The organism is Pedobacter panaciterrae, from assembly GCF_013204795.1.
Taxonomy (GTDB): Bacteria; Bacteroidota; Bacteroidia; order Sphingobacteriales; family Sphingobacteriaceae; genus Pedobacter; species Pedobacter panaciterrae.
In genome coordinates, this window is the sequence record NZ_JABMKW010000017.1 from 24,027 (window position 1) to 45,396 (window position 21,370).

18 protein-coding genes are annotated in these 21,370 nt (G+C 38.5%); 1 reads left to right on the forward strand and 17 read right to left on the reverse strand.

Translation table 11 applies throughout. The annotated features are described in order from the left end of the window. Nucleotides 1-3: 3 nt before the first annotated feature. From HQN86_RS11390 to HQN86_RS11405, 4 genes are all read right to left on the reverse strand, one after another. Entirely contained in the window at nucleotides 4-876 is an 873-nt protein-coding gene (locus HQN86_RS11390) for an ROK family protein (protein WP_172661116.1), read from the reverse strand. Nucleotides 877-1,028: 152 nt separating this feature from the next. Then, entirely contained in the window at nucleotides 1,029-1,256 is a 228-nt protein-coding gene (locus HQN86_RS11395) for a DUF1456 family protein (RefSeq protein WP_048907167.1), read from the reverse strand. 45 nt (nucleotides 1,257-1,301) lie between these two features. Then, on the reverse strand, nucleotides 1,302-2,609 hold the full coding sequence (locus HQN86_RS11400) for a DEAD/DEAH box helicase (protein WP_172661117.1): 1,308 nt from the start codon (nucleotides 2,607-2,609) through the stop codon (nucleotides 1,302-1,304). A gap of 26 nt (nucleotides 2,610-2,635) precedes the next feature. Next, nucleotides 2,636-2,854 (reverse strand): hypothetical protein, encoded by a 219-nt coding sequence (locus HQN86_RS11405; protein ID WP_172661118.1) that lies wholly within the window; start codon nucleotides 2,852-2,854, stop codon nucleotides 2,636-2,638. Nucleotides 2,855-3,122: 268 nt separating this feature from the next. Here HQN86_RS11405 and HQN86_RS11410 point away from each other — a divergent pair, with 268 nt between their 5' ends. Next, nucleotides 3,123-3,596 (forward strand): ribonuclease H-like YkuK family protein, encoded by a 474-nt coding sequence (locus HQN86_RS11410; protein WP_099436931.1) that lies wholly within the window; start codon nucleotides 3,123-3,125, stop codon nucleotides 3,594-3,596. Between the two features lie 32 nt (nucleotides 3,597-3,628). On the opposite strand, the gene HQN86_RS11415 is transcribed toward HQN86_RS11410, so the two are convergent. The 13 genes from HQN86_RS11415 to HQN86_RS11470 form a co-directional block, all read right to left on the reverse strand. After that, nucleotides 3,629-4,213, reverse strand: coding sequence for a hypothetical protein (locus HQN86_RS11415; RefSeq protein WP_172661119.1), 585 nt, complete (start codon nucleotides 4,211-4,213; stop codon nucleotides 3,629-3,631). A 97-nt stretch (nucleotides 4,214-4,310) separates the two neighbouring features. After that, nucleotides 4,311-5,339 (reverse strand): porin, encoded by a 1,029-nt coding sequence (locus tag HQN86_RS11420; protein WP_172661120.1) that lies wholly within the window; start codon nucleotides 5,337-5,339, stop codon nucleotides 4,311-4,313. Between the two features lie 43 nt (nucleotides 5,340-5,382). Next, nucleotides 5,383-6,750: an ammonium transporter gene (locus HQN86_RS11425; RefSeq protein ID WP_172661121.1), complete on the reverse strand. Its 1,368-nt coding sequence runs from the start codon at nucleotides 6,748-6,750 to the stop codon at nucleotides 5,383-5,385. A gap of 545 nt (nucleotides 6,751-7,295) precedes the next feature. Further along, on the reverse strand, nucleotides 7,296-9,599 hold the full coding sequence (locus tag HQN86_RS11430; RefSeq protein WP_172661122.1) for a family 20 glycosylhydrolase: 2,304 nt from the start codon (nucleotides 9,597-9,599) through the stop codon (nucleotides 7,296-7,298). Nucleotides 9,600-9,614: 15 nt separating this feature from the next. After that, entirely contained in the window at nucleotides 9,615-10,565 is a 951-nt protein-coding gene (locus HQN86_RS11435; protein WP_172661123.1) for a TIGR01212 family radical SAM protein, read from the reverse strand. Nucleotides 10,566-10,654: 89 nt separating this feature from the next. After that, entirely contained in the window at nucleotides 10,655-11,155 is a 501-nt protein-coding gene (locus HQN86_RS11440) for a hypothetical protein (RefSeq protein WP_172661124.1), read from the reverse strand. After that, nucleotides 11,148-12,416: a condensation domain-containing protein gene (locus HQN86_RS11445; protein WP_172661125.1), complete on the reverse strand. Its 1,269-nt coding sequence runs from the start codon at nucleotides 12,414-12,416 to the stop codon at nucleotides 11,148-11,150. The genes HQN86_RS11440 and HQN86_RS11445 overlap by 8 nt, the downstream gene beginning before the upstream one ends. Next, nucleotides 12,413-13,666: a condensation domain-containing protein gene (locus tag HQN86_RS11450; protein WP_172661126.1), complete on the reverse strand. Its 1,254-nt coding sequence runs from the start codon at nucleotides 13,664-13,666 to the stop codon at nucleotides 12,413-12,415. The genes HQN86_RS11445 and HQN86_RS11450 overlap by 4 nt, the downstream gene beginning before the upstream one ends. Next, nucleotides 13,663-14,838, reverse strand: coding sequence for a glycosyltransferase (locus HQN86_RS26710; protein WP_216854386.1), 1,176 nt, complete (start codon nucleotides 14,836-14,838; stop codon nucleotides 13,663-13,665). Before HQN86_RS26710 ends, HQN86_RS11450 begins: the two co-directional genes overlap by 4 nt. A gap of 9 nt (nucleotides 14,839-14,847) precedes the next feature. Next, a complete protein-coding gene (locus HQN86_RS26715; RefSeq protein WP_216854387.1) occupies nucleotides 14,848-16,056 on the reverse strand; it encodes a glycosyltransferase in 1,209 nt (402 codons plus the stop codon). Next, entirely contained in the window at nucleotides 16,049-16,813 is a 765-nt protein-coding gene (locus tag HQN86_RS11460; RefSeq protein WP_172661127.1) for an alpha/beta fold hydrolase, read from the reverse strand. Before HQN86_RS11460 ends, HQN86_RS26715 begins: the two co-directional genes overlap by 8 nt. Continuing rightward, nucleotides 16,804-17,103, reverse strand: coding sequence for an acyl carrier protein (locus tag HQN86_RS11465; protein ID WP_048907178.1), 300 nt, complete (start codon nucleotides 17,101-17,103; stop codon nucleotides 16,804-16,806). The genes HQN86_RS11460 and HQN86_RS11465 overlap by 10 nt, the downstream gene beginning before the upstream one ends. Continuing rightward, nucleotides 17,091-21,368, reverse strand: a complete 4,278-nt coding sequence (locus HQN86_RS11470; RefSeq protein WP_172661128.1) for a type I polyketide synthase — start codon at nucleotides 21,366-21,368, stop codon at nucleotides 17,091-17,093. The genes HQN86_RS11465 and HQN86_RS11470 overlap by 13 nt, the downstream gene beginning before the upstream one ends. Between the last annotated feature and the right edge of the window lie 2 nt (nucleotides 21,369-21,370).

A 21,370-nucleotide genomic window follows, 5' to 3' on the forward strand; every position in this document is an offset into this window, starting at 1 on the left:
TTTCTAATTACTTATCCAGGTACATGCAGCACCTACAAGAGCAGCGTCTTCCCACATCTCGCTTTGCTTTATTACCACGGTTTTATTAACTAACTTTTCCTGCAATTTAGTAATAAAATGATCCCATGTTTTGGCAATATTTCCACCAATTACCAACACCTGTGGATTTTCATCAGCAATAAAATCATTTAAGAAAGCCGCCAGGTTTGTAGAAAACTCTTCAAATAGTTGTTCCGTTACAGACTCATCTGCCGTAGCGAGCAATTCTTCAACATTTTTCGCTTCCTTTCCGGTTAACTCTTTATAGTGTTTCAAGAACCATCGGGTTGATATGTATTCTTCAGCAATACTGTCTTGAAAAGGAGCAAATGCTAAGTTCATATCCGTTACCCGACCATTGCAATTACTTGTTGAGCCAAGTCCTGTACCCAATGTTATTCCTATTGCTCTTTCAAAATCTGATGCAGCACCCGATGCAAGTTCACCTCTTAAAAATGCTTCTGCATCATTTATGAAAACAATATGCTCACCTGGAATGCCTAATTTTTCGGATAAAATAGTGCGGATATTTAATCCATATAATGAATCATATTTCTGCATACCTTTCATCAATGAAATACCTTCCTGATAATCGAAGGGTCCGGGCATGGCTATTCCAATTCTTATTGTCTCATCAGAAGATTTTAAAATTAGTGAAGAAAGTGCATCTACCCACGACTGGATAATTACTTCTGCACTGTCCATTGATGCCACGCGTAAACGTTGCATAGAACTATCAATAACTTTATATGTTGAGCAATCTACGTGTGCTGCTGTGATATGAGAGCCACCTATGTCGACCCCAATAAAGGGAAGTTTAGAGGTTTTAGTATTCATTTATTTAGGTCTATTTGGTTAACAATAGAATTGCTTTGATTCTACAACTCAAATAAAGACATTTAAACCGTTTTAGCAAAATTTATTTACATTTTTTTATTGCTTAAAAAGTGGCAGAATGCTAATAAATTGAAGATGGCAAAAAATATTATCTATTTCACTGGCCTTGGTCCACGTTTGTAGATAACCAACCCATTTAGGAAATTGCGAAGAATCTGATCGCCACAAGGTTTAAAATTTGGGTGGTCATCACTTCTAAAGAACGAGCCCAATTCACTCTTGGTGATCTTAAAGTTTACTAATTCCATGATCTTAATAATATCATCATTAGTTAGTTCAAGTGCTACACGCAACTTTTTAAAAATATCGTTATTGCTCATATGTTGAGTTTTATATAGTAAATCCTTTAGATGCTTTTGGTTCCATTACATTGCCACTTCGATCTTAACCTTTTTCCCTTTAATCTTCTCATTAGCCAAAGATTTCAGAATTCGGTTAATCATATTGCGCTTCACGGCAACGTATGAAGACTGATCTTTAACTTCAATCAATCCCACATCTTCCTTTTGTAAACCACCCTTTTTAAGTAACAAGCCAACGATATCAATTTTATTTACTTTGTCTTTTTTACCGGCAGCAATGTATAAGGTTTGCCATTCGCTATCGCCTGGCAATACAAAATTACCCTTTAAATTTTCAGTTTCTATGTCAGCTTTTAAAAATGGATACTTTTCATCATCAGCAACAATTAGATATGCAGTACCTTTAGCATTCATTCTGGCTGTACGCCCGTTACGATGTAAAAATGCATCTTCTGTATATGGCAACTGATAGTGAATGATACATTGCACTTCAGGAATATCTAAGCCTCGTGAAGCGAGGTCAGTAGTGATAAGGATCTTTATACTTCCATTTCTGAACTTCAATAAGGCCCTCTCCCTCTCATCCTGCTCCATTCCACCATGAAATATATCATGTGCCAGATCTTTGTCTATCAATAAATCGCTAATACGGTCAACCGTTTCTCTATGGTTACAAAAAATCAAAGTATTTTTATTCCCGATTTTGCAAATCAGTTTTAATAGGGTGTCTAACTTATCTTCGGCTGTAGTAAGTACTTTTTTAAGCTTTAAATCGGGAACAACTTTTACATCCTTTAAAAAGTTAATCTCTGTTGGCTTACTAACACCAGTAAAACCAGGAATCTCTTCCATAGCTGTAGCCGAAGTAAGTAAACGTTGCTTTAAAGAAAGTAGCTTATGAATAATGTACGACATGTCTTCCTGAAAACCAAATTCGAGCGCTTTATCGAATTCATCCAGTATAAGTGTACTTATCGTAGATTCATCAAAATTTTCGTGACGGAGGTGGTAAGCTATCCGACCTGGGGTGCCAATAAGTACTGCAGGAGGTTGCTCCAGATTATTTCGTTCCGTTCTTACCGGATGACCGCCATAACAGCAATTCACCTTAAAACCTGTAGCCATTTGTTTAAAAACAGTTTCAATTTGCAATGCAAGTTCCCGGGAAGGAACAAGCACTAAGGCCTGAACACCCTTAACTTCGGGTTTTAGGTTGTTTAGAATAGGTAATAAAAAACCAATTGTTTTACCTGAACCTGTTGGAGCAAGTAAAACTACATCACCACCCTTTTTCCATGCGGCAATAGATGCCTGCTGCATTTCATTTAGCGAAGCTATTTTTAAATTTTCCAATACCTTTTCTACCATCATGGCGCAAAGATAGCGGAATTAAGGCATTAAAACTTCAGATACTTCTTTCTTAAGTGTTTCATTGAGCTGTTTAGCCGAACCTCCATGTTCATAAGCATATGCCCTCTTTCACAGATCCATGTTGTCATTTTCCGATTTGCATGCTTAATTGGGGTATATACATTGTCGTTAAGCATTTCACTATAATCTACAGATGCCCTGCTTCTTTGCATCAAATAAAACTCATTTATCAATTCTGTCTTCATAATGATTTAATCTGATTAATTTATTATTGGTACATTTATATATATAATACTATCTAGTGCCGTTTTGTTTTAACGAATATTCCTTTTGCAATAGTATACCAAGCGTATATTAAAGATACCATAACCCACAACAAAACAGCACACTAAAGTGTTGACAACTAGCGAATTGTTAGCAATTAAACAATAAAGAATTAACTTCATTTTAATTTAATCCCCTTATTTTTAGGAAACCTGAATACGGGTTGTTTATGATAACACCAATTAGCGTATGATCTGGAAAAAATTTAGCGGCGAGGTAATCCACGCACCCATCTTAGAAGAAGTAGAAAAGGCCATCATCAGAGAAACTGAAAAAGGCTATCACCTTAAAGTTTGTATCGGTACAGATTCACAGGTCAAAGGAGCTTTAACTGATTTTGCGACTGTAATAGTCCTGTTAAGAGAGCACCATGGAGGTTTTATGTATATCCACCAGGAGAAAACACCTCAGCGCATGAGCATAAAGGAAAGAATGCTTATTGAAGTTCAAAAGTCTATTGAAACCGCTTACTCAATTTGCGATCTTTTAGATCTGTATGATGTAGATCTGGAGGTACATGCCGATATTAACACCAACCCAATGTTTAAATCAAACAAGGCTTTAAATGAAGCCATGGGCTATATCCTCAGCATGGGCTTTATTTTCAAAGCAAAACCCGAAGCTTTTGCCAGCTCAACCTGTGCTGATAAGATGGTGCATTAAATAAGGGCATATCTTTTAAAACTAATAGCCTATTACCACTTTGTTGTGGAAACGGTAGCAGGCTTCTTTGTTTCGGGCTGTGGGTCTTTAATGGTATTACTCATAGTAGCTTTTAGCTTATCCGCAATTTTTTTGGATTCTCGGGCAATAGATGCTACATTCTTTTCCCATTCAGCATTATTTAATTTGCCTGGGGATTTCTCAAGCGCTGTACTAACAGCCACCGGAACGAAATTACCATAACGGTCCCGCTCATAAGGAGTAAACATAAAGTCGGTAAGTATTAATCGATATTTACCATTACGCAGTTCCAATGAGATGTTATATTTAGCCTCACCTGTTGGATGACCTACTCCTACAAGGCTTTTATTTAAAACCATTTTCCCTTTTCCATAAAAAGCAGTATCTCCTTCTGAAGAATTCAGTTTAATAGCTTTTGAGTAGCCTTTGAAAAAGCGCTTAGCATTTGCAGACATCACTTCTTTTTTAACAAGCGGAAGTTCTGCAACCTCTAAAAAAGTATACTTCCCGCGCTCATCCATGGGTAATACATTTGTTTGAGAGAATGCACTGAGACTAAATACGAATAAGGATAGAACAAACATTATTTTTTTCATCGGTAAATAATTGATTTAAAGCTTAGAAAAGAGAATAAAAAACCGCCAGAAGTAATATTCTGGCGGCTTAAAATTAAAAAATATTTTGTACAAATCCCTAGAATGCGTAAACAGCAGCCAGAGAGAATTGCGAGGCTGATTTAGACAGAGCACCGCTCTTTTTCACAAATTCCTGAGAATAATCTTTATCGCTATCGAAACGTACTTCAGGAATAAAAGTTAATCCACCTGCTTTAATATTACCAGATAAAGTAATGGCTGCTATACTTGCATCAGGTAGCTCACCTATACCCTTGTAATTAAAATACTCGCCTCTTAAACCCAATGAAACGGCAGGAGTAAATGCATATTGCGGATACAATGCAACACCTGTATAACCACCATTATCATTAGAAACAGAATAATCAGCAGCATTTAAGCCTAACTTGAATTTATCAGTTACCTGATAAGCTGTTGTTAAATCAAAAATAGTTCCCGTACCTCCGGCACCAGCCGAATAACCAGACAAGAAGTTCAGGTAAGCAGACCAGCCTTCAACAGGAGCCACCATTAACTGAGCACCTATATGAGATACTCCATTAAGGTCCTGATAAACATTCCAGTCATTGAACAAACCAACCATTAAACTGGCTTTTTCTGAAAAGGCATAAGTTCCTTTGATACCCGCATTTTGAAAAGGGCCGGCACCAAAAAGGTAGGAAGTAGAATAGTTAAAGTTAGCCACCGGCGATATCACCTCATAACCGATAAACGTACCCATATAACCTGCAGTCATGCTAAATTTATCAGTAAATGCATAGTTAACGTACAAATTCTGGATATGGAAAGAGTTATCATCAGGTCCATTTGGAATAGATTGATATTGTCCTCTTGGTCCAAAAGATAATTCTCCAACAAATGAAGCTTTACCAGTAGTTTTCTTTAAAGCCAAATCGATCATCCCAATAGAAACCGAGTTTTGCTCTGAAGCAAAATAGGTTTTAATATTTGGAGCTTTCGCAAAATCATATTTAAAATATGTATCAACTGAACCCGAAATTTGCAATGGAGCTTCAGCGGCTTCCTGAGCGTAGGTAGCCGAAACAATAGATAGTAATGCTATAGTTAGTATTGATTTTAATTTCATAATTTTCGGTTTGAGGTTGATAATTCAGATAGTTTGTGGTTGGTTAAAATGTATTTTCTATTTCTGCCCCTGTTGAAGCAACAATCAAAGTACCTTGAGAATATTTCTCGTTATGTTGAGAAGCATCTAATCCTTCTTCTTCTTCTTCTGAAGTAACACGGATTGGCTGAACTACGTTGATTAATTTAAAGATGATGAAAGAAACTACGAAACTGAATATGATTACAATTACAGCTCCTTTAAGCTGAGTAAAGAAGAACTCTGGATTTCCATAAAACAACCCGTCTGCACCAGCGCTGTTAACAGTTTTAGTAGCAAATACACCGGTTAATAGCATACCAACAATACCACCTACACCGTGGCAAGGGAATACATCTAATGTATCATCTAAACTGGTTTTTTGTTTCCATGAAACAACAAGATTAGAAATAACAGCTGCAATTACACCAATAAAGATACTTGAAGGAATGCTTACGAAACCTGCACCTGGAGTAATGGCAACCAAACCCACTACAGCACCTATACAGAAGCCTAAAACAGAAGGTTTTTTACCTCTTGCCACATCAAAGAACATCCAGGCTAAACCAGCAGCACCAGCAGCAGTATTAGTAGTTAAGAAAGCTGAAACTGCTAAAGCATTAGCACCCAAAGCAGAACCTGCATTAAAGCCGAACCAACCGAACCAAAGTAAGCCAGTACCAATTAGTACGTAAGGGATATTAGCTGGTGGAACTTCCTGATGCTCAATATGAGATTTCCTGCGTTTTAGAACCAAAGCACCAGCCAGGGCAGCCATACCAGCAGAGATGTGTACAACAGTACCACCTGCAAAATCAAGTACACCCATTTTTAAAAGGAATCCATCAGGAGACCAGGTCCAGTGTGCTAAAGGAGAATAAACAAATAGGGCAAACAATACAATAAACAAAATGTAAGAGGTAAAACGAATACGTTCTGCAACCGCTCCAACAACTAAGCCAGGAGTAATGATAGCAAACATCAATTGGAATACCGCAAACAATGAAAGTGGAATAGTTCCCCATGCCGGACCAGAATTTACACCCTGGAAGAACAAGAATGTGGTTGGATTACCTATAAATCCACCAATTGTTTCTCCAAAAGCAAGGCTAAAGCCTACAACAATCCAAAGCACGGTAATTACACCTGCAGCCACCACACTTTTAATCATGGTAGAGAGAACATTTTTACGATGAACCATACCGCCATAGAAAAATGCGAGTCCTGGAGTCATCAAAAATACAAGAGCTGAAGCAATTAATACAAATGCAATATCAGGCGCACTGTATTTTCCCTCGTCAAAGTTAGGAAGTAAGGGAATAAAAAGAGCCAAAATTGCAATTATCAATAAAACTGCAAATGGACCCCACTGTTTAAATAAAACTTTTGCCATAAATGTTAGATTTTACTAGTTTATAATTATACTTTATCTGATTTTTTGATAAAACTAGACAAAATTTTCAATTATTCATATTTTTAATCAAACAAAAACAACACAAAACATTAAAATATTCAAAAATTATAGCCAAAAACATTAAAATTTAATAAAATCACTATCAAATTTTTAAATATTTCTCACATTCAACACAAAAACACCTTTATTTTTTAACAAAAACATAAAAATTAGCAAAAAACAAGATTTGCAAAGAAAAAAGCAAAAAACAGGATAAAACGGAATAAAAAAAGGGATTTCCCGCAATTTAGTACACTTTCAGACAAACAATAGGCGTATATCGGCTTATTTTCAAGCGGAAATTATAAATTTCAAAAAGAAAAAGACAGAATCCCTGGCCCAGCAATGGTTTTAAGGGGAACAAATTTTGGCATTACATCATTTATGGATTGCCAATGAGATTTTTCAGGCAGATTACCCAAAAAAAGAGCTATTTAAAGATTATCCGGAGATTTAGAAACAACCTCCGGATAAGAAACTACACCCTAATGAAAGAAAACAGATGCATCAACATCCTTAAGCTTACCAGAAGGTGTTTTATATTGTAGTTTTAATGTGTAACCTCCGCCACCTTCCAAAAACATAAGTTCAAATGGGTGGTACCCTTTCTCAAGAGCTATTTCAGCAGATTTTTCAATAGATGTGTGCATACCATCGCTATCAATAAATACTTTATCACCTAATTTCAACACACTTCCATCATCTGAGCGCAATGCGAACGAATAAATACCCGTTTCTTCTGCATAAAAGTAACCTTTATGACGGGTAGCAAAACTTTCCGCAGTTTTTGCCACAGGAATTTCAATTGCAGCGCTAATGCCTTCGTTGGTAAGATCTTTTTCGTCTATAGCGTTTACAGTCTTATAAAAGCGCGGATAATATGAAAACTTTAATCCCTTTGCTGGTGATGATAACTGTACAGGCTTCATATAATCCTGATGTACATAATTAATGGTATAAATATCCCCTCTGTTACCATTTGGTCTAAAACCTGCCACTTTAAATTCCACCGGCTTAGTTATGGTCAAATCTCCATTAAAAATTTTCGACTGCAAAGTAGGCAAGGTACCATCAGTAGTGTACCTTATTGTTAAACCTGCAAGTGGTTTATTTATATGTAATGTGCCCTTGTCAACAAATACACTCTGGGTAGTAAATCCATCCAGGTCCGGAAGCCGATAATTTATATTCATAGCATCCAGCAATGAAAAGTGCTTCTGTACACGATTTTCAAAATTATTCCAGTCTACACCCCCTTTAAACCATGCTACCTCCGCCATAGCCAACATTCTTGGAAACACCATATATTCCAATCTTCTCTCAGAAGGAATATATTCCGTCCATATATTGGCTTGTACTCCAATTACAAATTTCTTCTCGCTTTCTGAGATGTTAAATTTATATGGATCAAAAGAATATACCTTTTTTAATGAACCTCCATCTTGCTGAGCATCAAAATAACAAAACTCACCAGGAGTCATAATCACATCATTCCCTTTTTCCGCAGCGTGTTTAGGTGCTGTAGGTACCCATGTTCTCCAATACATCATTGTAGCTGTTGGCGATACACCTCCATCCAGAATTTCGTCCCAACCGATTAGCTTTTTACCTTTACTGTTAAAAAACCGCTCCATTCTCCGCACAAAATAGCTTTGCAGCTCATCCACACTTTTAAGTCCTTCCTTCTTCATTAGCGCTTCACATTCAGGCACATTTTTCCAGCTGCTTTTTTCAACTTCATCGGCACCCAGATGGATATATTTGCTTGGAAATAATGCAGCAATCTCAGTAAATACATTTTCGGCAAATTCAAAAGTTGTTTCTTTACATGGGCACAATGGCTCAGAGAAGTCCTTTGCCTGTCCGCCTTTGCCATGAGAAGTTAGCCAGGGCATAAGGTTTGTTGCAGCCATCATATGTCCCGGCATATCAATTTCAGGTATAATCTCTATTCCTTTCGAATCCGCATAAGCAATTAGCCCACGCATTTCATCTTGAGTATAAAAGCCTCCGTACATCTTCTTACCATCAATCATTTTGAAATGTTTTTCAGGAATAGCATAATCAGGATTTGTTTTAGCAAGTGCAATACAACTCGAGTCCTGGCCATTCATCTCTCGCCACGCGCCTTTTGATGTTAGCTCAGGGTATTTTTTGATTTCGATTCTCCAACCCTGATCATCTGTTAAATGCAAATGAAACTTATTGAATTTATAGTAAGACATTCTATCTATCATTGTTTGCAGATAAGCAAGATCAAAGAAATGACGGGAAACATCCAAATGAATACCTCTCCATGAGAAACGTGGTGCATCTTCAATTTTTACGCAAGGAATAGCGATTGCGCTCAGCAATGATTTTTGTAAAACCTGCTTGCGGCGTAATATCGCAGTTCCCATCAACTGTTTCAGGCTGGTTACAGCCCAAAAGGCACCTTGTATTGTGGCAGCTTTAATTACAATTGCATTTTTTTCAACTGATAATGTATAACCTTCATTTGCAATGGAAGGATCAAGACCTAAAGTAACTGTATTTGCGGCTGTCTTTCCTTGTTTAAGCAACGCAAAAGTAGCCTTTAATTCAGTTAAGGCTGGTGCCAGACTTTCCGAGTTTTCAGCCAACAGCAGTTTTGTAGCAGTTGTCCACTCAAAATTACCTGCAGCAGGAATGAGTTTCACAGGTTGTGGTATAATAGCATAACCTGCCTTTTCTTGCTGTGCGAATGTTGTAAGCACACAAAGAAACAAAACTAAGGTGATCTTAAGTTTCAAAGTAATAAAGTTATTCATAAAATGTCTGGTAATCTATTTAGCTAAGTATTCTGATCCTTGCACTACACCTCTGCGTTCAATTTCCTTATCAATATATGTTTGAATTGCAGATTTATTTAACCCCCAGTTAGGTGCTATTAACAAATCCCAATCTGATATCCCAAATAATCTTTGAATAACAATATCGGGCCTCAATAACGGAATTAATTTACAAAGCAGATCGGTATATTCTTCTAGCGAGAACAGCTTAAAGGGTTCCTTTTTATATTTTACTCCCATAATTGATCCTTCTACTATGTGAAGGTGATGGAATTTTACAAATTTGATTTGAGGGAACCGGTTAATCTCATGGATGTAACCCAGCATCATTTCTTCTGTTTCCCAAGGGAAGCCAAAAATAGTATGTACACAAAGGTCAAGCTTACTGTTTTCAAGTAATTTAACGGCCTCAACAAACTCGCCATGACTACATCCTCTATTGATCTGATTAAGCGTTTCGTCGTATATAGACTCCATGCCCATTTCCAAATCCACATCAAATCGATCAGCATAGCTTTCAAGTAAAGCAACCTTTTCTGCATCAATACAATCAGGGCGGGTACCCACAGAAAAGCCTACAACATCTTCTGTATTTATAGATAGTGCTTCATCGTACATCATTTTTAAATAATGTACAGGAGCATAAGTATTCGTATTAGGCTGGAAATAAACAATAAACTTATCGGCTTTATAAAAACCCTTACCTCTTTCCATACCCTGCTCTAATTGTTCGCGTATGGTTGGCAGCTTTCTGGAAAGCTCAGGGGTAAAAGAGTCTACATTACAGTAGGTACATCCTCCATAACCTTTACTCCCATCGCGGTTAGGACAAGTAAATCCACCATCAACTATTACTTTAAACACACGTTGCCCATTGTATTTCTCTTTGAGGTGTGTTCCGTAATTTCTATATCCTTTTATTCCTTGATCCAGTAAAGTTCCCAATTGCTTTTTTCTTGCAAAAATACAGCTTTTAATTTATTTCTGACAAAGAATGATTGTTAACCGCCAGGTAGTTGCTATCAGACCAGAAATTAAGCACTTTTTAACTCTTTAATTTTTTTAATGGGCCAGAGAGTAAAAACTATCGACAATGTACCGGCCAGGGCACCCAAAAGAATAGAAAGCAATTTCCCATTAAAACTATAATCTTTAGGGATACTAAGTTGGACCGCCAACATACAAAACAAAATAACAGATGAGGTAGTTACGCCGTTAATACCTGCCATTTTAAACATAAATTTATTCTTAGTAAAATTATCAGGCAGCACAAATCCTGCTTTACCCTCTTCAGAAAGTGCTATTGTTTTTTTTAAAATATCGAAAGTGATTATAAATGGAAGCAACAATGCCATAGGTAGCAGAAACCGCGCAATACAATACTCACCTTCAAATAAGTGAACCGCATTGAGATTTTTAAAGCTAAAATACGGGATAATAGTGTTAGCGATAACGTTGGGAATAAAGTAAAGCGGCAGGTTCCGCAGAACAAGCCTTTTCAATACCATGCCATCACTTTTTAAATCTTTAAGCATAACTTACCATCAACTCTTGCTGTAATAGTTCCAGCGCTTTATTTTTAATTGCTATTGCCTCACTTTCAGGTAAAAAAGCATCATTTGAGCAAAATGTGAAATCCATTTCTCCTTTAAAAGTACTTACAACCATGGTATTGGGATTTCGCCATGGGAAACCGACCGATGGACTATATATAGCTTCCACTTCAAAGGAATCGTAGTTTTCAGGAATTCCCAGTCTGCCCATATTTGAAAAAGTTACATCATGACTACCTTCAGTGGTCAATAAATACTTCACCATCTTCTTTACCGAGCCATGGAAATATTCACTCATGATCAATAGTTCATGAACATTCATAGCAGCAATTTTTGTATTCAGGTCTTCCTTTACTTTCTTTGCTTTTTCCCAAAAACCGGTAAGCTTATCATCAACCGATAGTTCGGCAATGGGTGCAAAAGCAAACATGGTATCCCCTTTTATTTCGCTGATAAATCGCCTCACATCAACCGGACAGATTACCTTACCACGAGCCTTACTCCCTTTAACAGATTGAAATGCTTTTAATAAAATAACACACAAAGCAGAATACACACTTACACCTGCTGTTTTACATTCAATAGCAAGTGCTGCCGTTTTCTCTGCATCCAGTCGCCAATGCAAAAAATAGTTCTGCCCCTCAGGCTTTTTACTTTTTGTAGATTTAAAAAGAAAAAACAACCTTGCAACTACTGAAAAAAACTTCGCTTTTAAAACCTTCCCTTTACTGACTTTAAATGATTGAGAAAGTAATCCTTCCATAGAATTAAATGGCAGGTAGCTGGATAGCTCCTTTTCCGGTTTATCCAGTACTTCTAATATCTCACTCATCAAAGCGACAAAAGTAGTACCGTCACAAATACAATGCGGACAAACTAGAATCAGATCCGAAACTTCGGCATCCTTAAGCCATACAACTCTTGCCAATGGCGCACTCTTTCCATCAAAAAGTTTTCTCCATTCAGCTTTAGATTGTGCTTTCCAATCGTCATCACTAACCCTTTCCCCAATTCTAACCGGAATTTCAGAAAGCTTATTACTCGAAACAAAATAAGGAACCCCCGCAGCATCTTCCTTTATACTTGCTCGCAATAAAGGATGTTTTTGCTGCACTTTATGTAATGCATTACGTAATCTTTCAAGCGTAAAACTCCCTCGAATAGTAATTGCAAATACACAATTTAAAGGAGTAGAAGCATCCACATACATGATTCTTTCTCCCATGATCAGCCGTCTTCTCATAGCTCATTAAGTATTTCCATCATTTTTTCTTTAATAGCCTGCGCTTCATTATACGGGATAAACCCTTCGCTGGCAATAAATGTAAAATCCATTTGCCCAAGATAGGTTGAGGTTACAAGTGTTGTCGTATTCCCCAACGGACCTATTACAGAGGGGCTAAAAATGGTTTCCACAGCAAAATTTTTATACAGATAAGGAATATCTACTCTGCCCAGATTAGAAAACATGCAATCGTTACTGGACTTGCCATACTTTAGAAAATTAGTAAAGTTATTTAATGATGAATGCGACTCTTCCATCATCATAATCGTTTCATACGGATCTAACTTTGTGGTTTTCTTGTCAATATCTTCCTGCATTCTTTTAGCGTCAGCAAAAAAGCCGAGGTCTTTATCTGCAGAAACCACCAGCATCAAACCAAACGCAAAAATGTTATCTCTCTTAATTTTTGGGGCAAACCTGCGAATATCAACAGGGAGTGAGATTTTGTTATGAAAGTTTTCTTTTCGAACTTCCTTAAATGCATTTAATACTGCCACACATAGTGCTGTATTAACCGTAACTCCTTCCGTTTTACACTTATGGATTAACCGGTCGCTTAATTCCTTTTCAAGCTTCCAGTGAATCATATAATCACGCTTTCTTTCAATCAATTTCTTTTTAACGGGAATCAGCCATAAAAACAGGATTGCTACACCTCCAATTAATTTGGCTTTAATGATCTTCTTCTTGTTATTAAGAACTGAAACCGGTATAATATCTTCAATCCTTAAAATCGGATCTTCCTTACCTATCTCTATTGAGCCATCATCTAGTAATAGTAAAAGTTCAGCCAAAATTGCCATAGCCGAGCCCCCGTCACAAAGGCAATGATGGATAACCATTATAAATTCAGAAAACTCCTCACCTTTTATCCACACCAGCCTCATTAAAGGCCCTGATCTGGTATCAAACAAGGTCGACCACTCATTCATTGACTCTGTTTTCCAGTCGTCATCAGTAGTCCGGGCTACAATCCTTAAAGGAATTTGAAGTTCAATTTTTTCACTAACCACAAACCAGGGCCTCGATTTCTGGTCATCCATTACAAAAGCATTCAAAAATGGGTGTTTTTCCTGAAGCCTCCGCAATGCATAGCGCAAGTTCTCTATTTCAAAACTCCCTTTTAACTTTATAGGGATCACGGCATTAAAGGGCGCTTCCCCATTTCCATGAAGCATTCTTTCGGCAAATAGAAGCTTTCTTTTCATACAAATTCTTCTAATAACTGTACTGCTTTATCATTTCCACCGGCAGCAATAAATGTTTCTTTAATTCTCAAAGAGGCGTTTCTGTATACCGGATTTTCAAGCAACTCAAATACTGCCCTCTTCATATCCTCGATGCGTAACCGCTTATAGCGGATCTTGATCCCACAACCGGCATTTTCGATAAGTTTAGCGGTATGAAAATGATCATAGGCAATTGGAGTGATCAACATTGGCAATCCATTAATGAAGGTATCGTTAACGGTATTAAAACCACCATGACAAATCACAGCATCCATTTTTGGCATCAGCTCAGCCTGTGGTACAAAACCATTAACAATAAAATTATCAGGCCATTGCTCAAAAATATCTGGATTGGTGGCTGCCACTATAGTTACCGGGGCATCTGCAAAAGCTTCGATCAACTTACCAAAAAACTCTTTTCTTATGTCAACCAGCAAAGTTCCTAACGAAACAAATACTTTAGGAGTAGTTGTTTTTTCTAACCTCTCCCAATCAAAGTCAGCATGATTTGGCCGACCTTTAACAGGCCCAACAAATTTCATATGAGGCATGGAGTCCTGAGCTCCGGCAAACTCTTCAGAAGTAAAAACGATGTTCATTTTATGTGAGTGAATTATAATCTCTTCACCATACACACCAAATTCCCGCTGTAATCCTTTAATCAGGTTTTCCTGCCATTCAAATATTTTAGGTGCGCTGTTCGCCGTATCTCCCATCACATCCGGTGGCACCGGTGTAGTCGTAACACAAGGAATTCCTTTAATGTAAGCACATAATGCCCCCGCAAAAGTGATGCAATCGTTAATAATTACATCTGGCTTCCATTCATCAACATACCTACCCAGGCCTTTCATCATAATGCGGGCAATAGGAACGTAAGTTTCTTCAAGTGCCAGTTTCATTACCTCAGGTCCAGAACAAGCCGGGCCATCATCCTGTCTCTTTAATATTTTTTGAAGTTCTTCCTGATGTTCAACCAAATCATCATGCGGATAGATGTACTCACCACCCTCAGGAATATGAGAATCCGAAAGCGGTATAACACCAAGCCATTTCACCTCATGACCTTTAGCGATAAGACTGGCTCCTACACTTAACGTTGGGCTTATATGACCAAAAAAAGGTGGCACAACGAACAAAAACTTTGACATAATTCTCTTTTAATTATTTAATACCTCAACATATCTTACCGCGCTTAACTGTACAAGCAAATCAGCAGCAGTTTCCGTCCCTCCAGCCTCTTCAAAAGACAAGCTCATCTGTCGTGCTGCCTTACCGAAAGATTCATTATTTAAAATTTCCTCAACAGCTTCCTTAAGATGTTTTGATTTGAACCGATTGAAATTTAACCTCAACCCGGCACCCACTCTGACCACCCTTCCGGCAACGTGCGACTGGTCGTACGCAATAGGCACAACTACCATTGGCAAACCATTAGTTAAAGTTTCACATACTGTATTATGACCTCCGTGACAAACAACTGCATCGAGATAAGGTAGCAGCTCCAGCTGTGGAACATTGCGCTGAACGATAAAATTCCCGGGCCATTCATCAAATAACGAAGGTTCAGAAACAACCACAACAGTTAAAGGTTCTTCAGCAAAAGCTTCAATCACCTTAGCAAAAAAACTCTTCTTATGTTCGTGATCAAACGTAGTTCCTATACTAACCAATATTTTTGGTTGCGGGGTCCTCCGTTCCAATCCTTCCCAATCAAAAGGCGTTTGCCCTTCTCGCTTATGGATAACAGGACCTACAAACTGATAATTAGAAGGCAATTCCATTTCACCAAAAAAAGCTTTAGATGTCAACACCATTGTTAACAGGTCCGAGCAGGCAATAGCATTTTCACTTTCAACACCCAAATCCTTTTGAAGTGCCACAATTTGGTTTACCTCCCATTCATGGATCTTAGGTAGTTCATCCATCACCTTAATTGCAGCCGGTGCAGTAACAGAAGTTGCATAAGGAATATTTCTATTAACTGCAGCAATAGCTCCGGCAAACATCTGATGATCTGTAATTATCAGATCTGGCTTAAACTTATCCAACAAACCCACAATACCTTCGTAACTGTGTTTGTTCAAAGGGATCAAAACTTCCTCGTAAAGGAATTTGATGCTATCGATACCATAAACGATCTTCTTTGTAATGATGTCAAGATATTTCTCGCTGTCCTGTTTTTGCTGATCATTTTCATCATACTCAATAAGCAGTAACTGCCCCCCTTTAGGGAGGCGCAAAGCCAAAGATTTATCCAGACTAATCCAGGCCACTTCGTGACCGCGATGCAATAAAACAGCACCAATACTTAATGTTGGGTTAATATGCCCTGTTAAAGGCGGAACTATGAATACGAATTTAGCCATTGTTAAAAAATGTTTCCATGATATTTCCAATACTTACCGGCTCCTGAATAGGAATATTATGGTCGCCGTTAACCTCAAGCAATGCTGCTCCTCTTATCTTATTTTTCAATTTCTTACCCGCTCCCAGGCAATTTGAATTTGCACCATATAGCAGTAAAGTATCTTGCTGTATATCCGAAATCTCAGCAGCGCTAAAAAACTCCTTCTCAAGAATCATATCACTCTTTATACTGGTTTCGTGAAAAAGATACTCGTACATACGGTGGTTACGTTCCATCTGTCGCTTTCCCATTTTCACCTTCGTGGTATCTGTAAAATTGGTTACATAATGCTCCAGAAACTCCCTGCTGTAATCATCTATAATATCTCTCGTTTTATCATCATTAGGATCTGGGGCTTCTATAACAGCAAGTTTTTTTATCTTTCGGGGAAAGCGCGCAGCCATTTTTAAAGCAATAAGTCCCCCAAAACTATATCCGGCCAGGTGCACCTTATCAATCCCCAAACTATCCAGTAAATTCACCAGATCATCGGTCATACTATTAAGGTCGTAGCCATTTTCTATTCTTTCACTTAAGCCATGGCTTTTAAGATCATACATAACCACATGAAAGTGTTTCGCTAAAATAGGCGCAATATTAAAATAGTAAATAGAAAGGTTGCTAAACATCCCGTGAACAAGCAGCACCGTTTCCGCAGCCCCTTTATTCAGTTCCTGTATATGCACTCCTCTGTTATTTACTTCTATTATTGGCATTCTTCTATGTAGTTTACAATCGTTCCTAAATTCAGATTGATAAGCTGATCAAGATCCATGTTAGACAACCATCCTGTAAAGTCTATCTGCTCACCAAAGTGTGCCTTAATTTTTTCAGAAAAGGATACAATTTCAATACTATCCATCTCAAGGTCTTTAGTGAAAGAGCTTTCCATCGTGATATCCATTTCTTCCACAAACTCTTCTCCTATCACCTCTGTAATAAATTGTTTCATAAGATCAAAGATCTCGTTGCTGTTCAGTTTTGCTGTCGATACTACTGCGTCCATCCGATTATATAATTTTTATGTTTTATTGTTTTTATGAATATGTCGTTAATCCTTAATTCTTCTCCTCTGATCTCCTGTATAGTATATGCTTTTGGATTTCCCTGCAGGCCTTTCCCGAGGTATTTCCCGTAAGCCTCCTTTGCCACCCAAAAACGGGTTGCCCATTCCGCTTTGTCTTTATCTGCTAGCAGTACCTTCTCTTCCTCAGAGAAAACGAGATCAGCAAACCCTTCACTTCGCTCCTCAATCCGTTCAATGTCAATACCAACAGATCTATCGTATTGTGCAATTCCAACAGCATCAGTCCCTTTATGGGCAATAGAAACATGTATATCCTCAGTCATATTGCCATATGGGTAGGGCTTTCTGAATTCGTCTGATCTGATTTCAAAAGCAATCGGAAAGTAGGCTTCTTGTTTAGTCTTCTTCAGTAAATTTCGAACAGCATCTTTTACTGCAACTCTACTGATCATCCATTCTTTTCGCTTATTTGGCAATAATGAATTATGATGTTTTTTCTCATCCTGATTGAAATAGCGTTTTAAAATAAAGTCCCACGAAACCACCCTGCTGTAAGCGTTGTGAAACATGAACACTCCCGGGGCAATCTCTTCTGAAAGTCTGTTATTTAATGGCGACATAGAAACGCTCCACAACGCATCATCAATTTCAAGTCTTCTGTTTTGCCAGCCTGATATTACCGCCCAGATCTTATTATCCCGCTTCATCACAAAATCTGCGGTAGCAAATTCATCATTCAACTCCGTGAGCACACAAGTACATTCAAAACTTCCTTTCTGATCTTTAAAATCACCAAAGAACTCTATTTCCTGTATTTTAACAGGGAAAGCGATGCGATCTTTTGTAAGTGTAAGCTGCAGCCATAAACCAAACAGCTGTCCGGCATTATCTAAAAGAGAACCCTTGCCAGTATCACCTTCAATGATACCGGTAATGCCTTTTTCACCAACAGCAATTAATTTCTTTATACCCTGATAGCCGGGTCCATGAAACATATGTCCATCATATATCTGCTCAGTTGTTCTGTCGATGTTCAAAATCTTACCCACATCAAAACTCCTCAAAGGAGCATCAGCAAGATTAGCGGCCAGCAATACTTCTGCATTTGCAAAGCGCTCCAGATTCAGATATACCAACTGGTGATCTTTCCACTCGCCTGTAACTGTTTCTACAAATGGTTTTGCAACATTCATCCATTGGAACACCTTTATGTTCATGATCTTTTGCACCTGCTCTTCGGGCGACTGATCAACTGCAATTTCAGCGAACAGTTCAAAAATCATTGTCATTGGAATTACGGGATCCATATCATCTAGGCAGTGCCATCCTTTGGGTTGTCTGAGCAATGAATGGTCTACCAGATACGGACAGTTTTCTAAACTAACATCCAGCTTTTTAGAAAATGGAACCCTCCGACCAGAGGCCCTCATAACCGGAGCGGGGGCGTTTGCAGTTTGATTAGCAGGAACTCCATTCTTAAATAACTGAAGTAATTCCGATTGAATATCAATCATCTCCTCAACATTCTCATTAAAAGCCTTCATTAGAGGATGTGAGGCAGCAGAGTCCTCCAGAACTGCCTCCCTCCGATATGCAGTCTTTTCTTGTTTTTGCGCCAGTGCTTTAATGCCTGCAATATTATTAATTATGGGTAAGCCAAGCTGAAGCACAATACCTTTTCTGGCAGCTACTTTTTTCTTATCATACCCCATGAATTGCATTCCGGCTTCCTTACCCTCAACAAACAATGCCGCTAGTACACGTTGCAACTGGGCAATACCAGAACGGATTGGTACGTTTGACGATACCGCACTATAATTTTTACCGCGTAAAGTATCATCAATAAAACCAATCAAACCACCCGATCCGATCTGCACAAACACCCTTGCACCTTCATCATAAAGTCGCTCAGTAAGTTCACGAAAGCGAACAGGCTTTATCAGGTGTTCTACACTTAACTGTCTTATTGCTTCAAAACCTTCCGGATAAAGCTCCAAAGTAGTTGCCGACCATAATGGGAACTTCGTTTTTCTAAACTGCATATCCTTCATGCCTTCCAGCATAACGTCCAGTTTATCTGCCACAAAAGGAGAATGGAATCCAGACTGAAAAGGAAGTATCTGATGAAAGATTTGCTTGGTCCTTAATATTGGCACCAGCTCATCAAGAGCCGTATTACTTCCGCAAAGAATAACCTGTTGCGGGCAATTATCATTTGAAAGATATAGTTGATCTATGTTTTCGATAATAGGCTGCAGCTTATCAATTCCACATCCTACGGCAATAAATTTGGAATCCTTTAACTCAAATGTTTCCGGGTTGAGGTAGTTAAGCAATTGCATTACCGATGATTCTTCTGCCAGCTCAGAAGATCTTGCCGCGAGCCATTCCCCTAAGCTATGTCCTGCATTCATATCAGGCAGTACACCTAATTGCTTAATGGCCGTATCAAGAATGCTGCTTTTCTCCAGAATTTTCAAAGCTTCATCTAATAAACCACCAGCTGTCGATACCTCCTTATGTGCAATATTGAAATGCTCAGCAACACTAAGTACCTCTCCACCTGCCAAACCATCAAGGCCTGGAAACACAAAAGCTACTTTCCCACCCTTGCTTAAAAGAGGCTCATTATTATACCATATATCTTGTTTATTGCGCCATGGAATATTTTTCCCCGCAATTTTAAGCGCTTTCTTTATTCGCTCGGGAGTTGGATCAAACACCGCAATGCGATATTTGCCTTCACCAGGATCTTTGTCATTGGTTTCCAAAGCATCCAACAAAGCTTCGTGGCTGTGGCGCGCTATTAACAATACCTGATCTGTCTGTGTACTCTTTAAAACAGAAGCAGGCTCCGGCTTATTAGCTTCATAACCTTCAAGTACCACATGTGCATTTATGCCTCCAAAACCAAAGGCATTTACACCCGCAATCCTTGGTAAACCTGAAGTTTCCCAATTCTGCGCATCTTGCACAGCACTAAATCTCGTTTCTTTTAATTGCGCTAGAGGAACATCACAATGCAATGTCGGCGGAATAATACCATGATACAATGCTAATGATGTCTTTATCAGTCCTGCAATACCCGAAGCAGGCATGGCATGACCGATATTAGATTTTACCGTTCCAATACCTGCCTTTGGCAATGAATTATCACTACCAAAAAATTGCAATAAAGTCTCTATCTCAGTTTTATCACCCAATGGCGTACCGGTACCATGAGCTTCAATGTATCCTATATCTTTTAAATCAACACCGGCATTTTCCCAGGCCTGGGCAATCGCTTTGATTTGTCCTTTTACCGAAGGGCTCATTACACTCGTGCCACTTCCATCACTACTAACACCAATACCTTTTAATACGGAATAAATTCTGTCGCCATCAGCAATTGCATCTTCAAGGCATTTTAACACTACAAACCCACAACCTTCTCCAATAAGTAATCCGTCGGCTCCCTCATCAAAAGGAGCAATCTTTCCTTTTCTGGATAAGGCACCCAGTTGAGTAAAAATACTCCAGAACGCAGCATTCTGGCCAACATGAACACCCCCTGCAATAACCATATTACAACGCTTACTATTCAACTCCTGCACCGCATGATCAATGGCAATAAGAGAGCTCGCACAGGCCGCATCTAAAGTATAAGCCACCCCGCCAAGATTTAACCTGTTGGCAACTAAAGAAGCCACAAGATTAGGAATAAGCCCCATTGCAGTATCAGCGCCAAAACGACCTTTACGAACCTGAAACTCTTTCTTTACCTTATCTATTTCTTCTTCACCCAAATGAGGTAAAAGATCTTTTAAAACACTGGCAATCTGCTCGCCTGTTCTCACTATTTCTATGGCGCGGGTAGCTCCCGGCCCGGCATAATTCCCTTTACCGATAATGATGCCCGTTTTATCAAGCGAAACATTCTTTTCAAACACCCCTGCATCTTCCAATGCTTTCTGAACCAGGTTAAGTGTTAACAAATGATCAGGTTCTGTACCTTCAACAGCTAATGGTAATATCCCAAAACCGGCAGGATCAAACTCCACTTCAGGGATAAAACCTCCACGGTTACAATAAAAACGATCGACTCCAGCAGAACCCTTTTCAAAATGTACCTGATCAATTCTATTGGCAGGAACAATCTGTGTAGAATCTACCTTGTTAATTATATTTTGCCAGAATGTCTCCACATCACCCGCACCGGGAAAAATGCAAGACATTCCTACTACAGCTACATCCGTTTTTTTCATAA

Excerpts from the sequence above, each read along its gene's own strand:
- HQN86_RS11390 (WP_172661116.1), bottom strand. The coding sequence starts at position 876 with ATGAATACTAAAACCTCTAAACTTCCCTTTATTGGGGTCGACATAGGT.
- HQN86_RS11445 (WP_172661125.1), bottom strand. The coding sequence starts at position 12,416 with ATGAGAAGACGGCTGATCATGGGAGAAAGAATCATGTATGTGGATGCT.
- HQN86_RS11395 (WP_048907167.1), bottom strand. The coding sequence starts at position 1,256 with ATGAGCAATAACGATATTTTTAAAAAGTTGCGTGTAGCACTTGAACTA.
- HQN86_RS11460 (WP_172661127.1), bottom strand. The coding sequence starts at position 16,813 with ATGCCAATAATAGAAGTAAATAACAGAGGAGTGCATATACAGGAACTG.
- HQN86_RS11410 (WP_099436931.1), top strand. The coding sequence starts at position 3,123 with ATGATCTGGAAAAAATTTAGCGGCGAGGTAATCCACGCACCCATCTTA.
- HQN86_RS11470 (WP_172661128.1), bottom strand. The coding sequence starts at position 21,368 with ATGAAAAAAACGGATGTAGCTGTAGTAGGAATGTCTTGCATTTTTCCC.
- HQN86_RS11430 (WP_172661122.1), bottom strand. The coding sequence starts at position 9,599 with ATGAATAACTTTATTACTTTGAAACTTAAGATCACCTTAGTTTTGTTT.
- HQN86_RS11400 (WP_172661117.1), bottom strand. The coding sequence starts at position 2,609 with ATGATGGTAGAAAAGGTATTGGAAAATTTAAAAATAGCTTCGCTAAAT.
- HQN86_RS11450 (WP_172661126.1), bottom strand. The coding sequence starts at position 13,666 with ATGAAAAGAAAGCTTCTATTTGCCGAAAGAATGCTTCATGGAAATGGG.
- HQN86_RS11415 (WP_172661119.1), bottom strand. The coding sequence starts at position 4,213 with ATGAAAAAAATAATGTTTGTTCTATCCTTATTCGTATTTAGTCTCAGT.
- HQN86_RS11440 (WP_172661124.1), bottom strand. The coding sequence starts at position 11,155 with ATGCTTAAAGATTTAAAAAGTGATGGCATGGTATTGAAAAGGCTTGTT.
- HQN86_RS26710 (WP_216854386.1), bottom strand. The coding sequence starts at position 14,838 with ATGTCAAAGTTTTTGTTCGTTGTGCCACCTTTTTTTGGTCATATAAGC.
- HQN86_RS26715 (WP_216854387.1), bottom strand. The coding sequence starts at position 16,056 with ATGGCTAAATTCGTATTCATAGTTCCGCCTTTAACAGGGCATATTAAC.
- HQN86_RS11465 (WP_048907178.1), bottom strand. The coding sequence starts at position 17,103 with ATGGACGCAGTAGTATCGACAGCAAAACTGAACAGCAACGAGATCTTT.
- HQN86_RS11405 (WP_172661118.1), bottom strand. The coding sequence starts at position 2,854 with ATGAAGACAGAATTGATAAATGAGTTTTATTTGATGCAAAGAAGCAGG.
- HQN86_RS11425 (WP_172661121.1), bottom strand. The coding sequence starts at position 6,750 with ATGGCAAAAGTTTTATTTAAACAGTGGGGTCCATTTGCAGTTTTATTG.
- HQN86_RS11420 (WP_172661120.1), bottom strand. The coding sequence starts at position 5,339 with ATGAAATTAAAATCAATACTAACTATAGCATTACTATCTATTGTTTCG.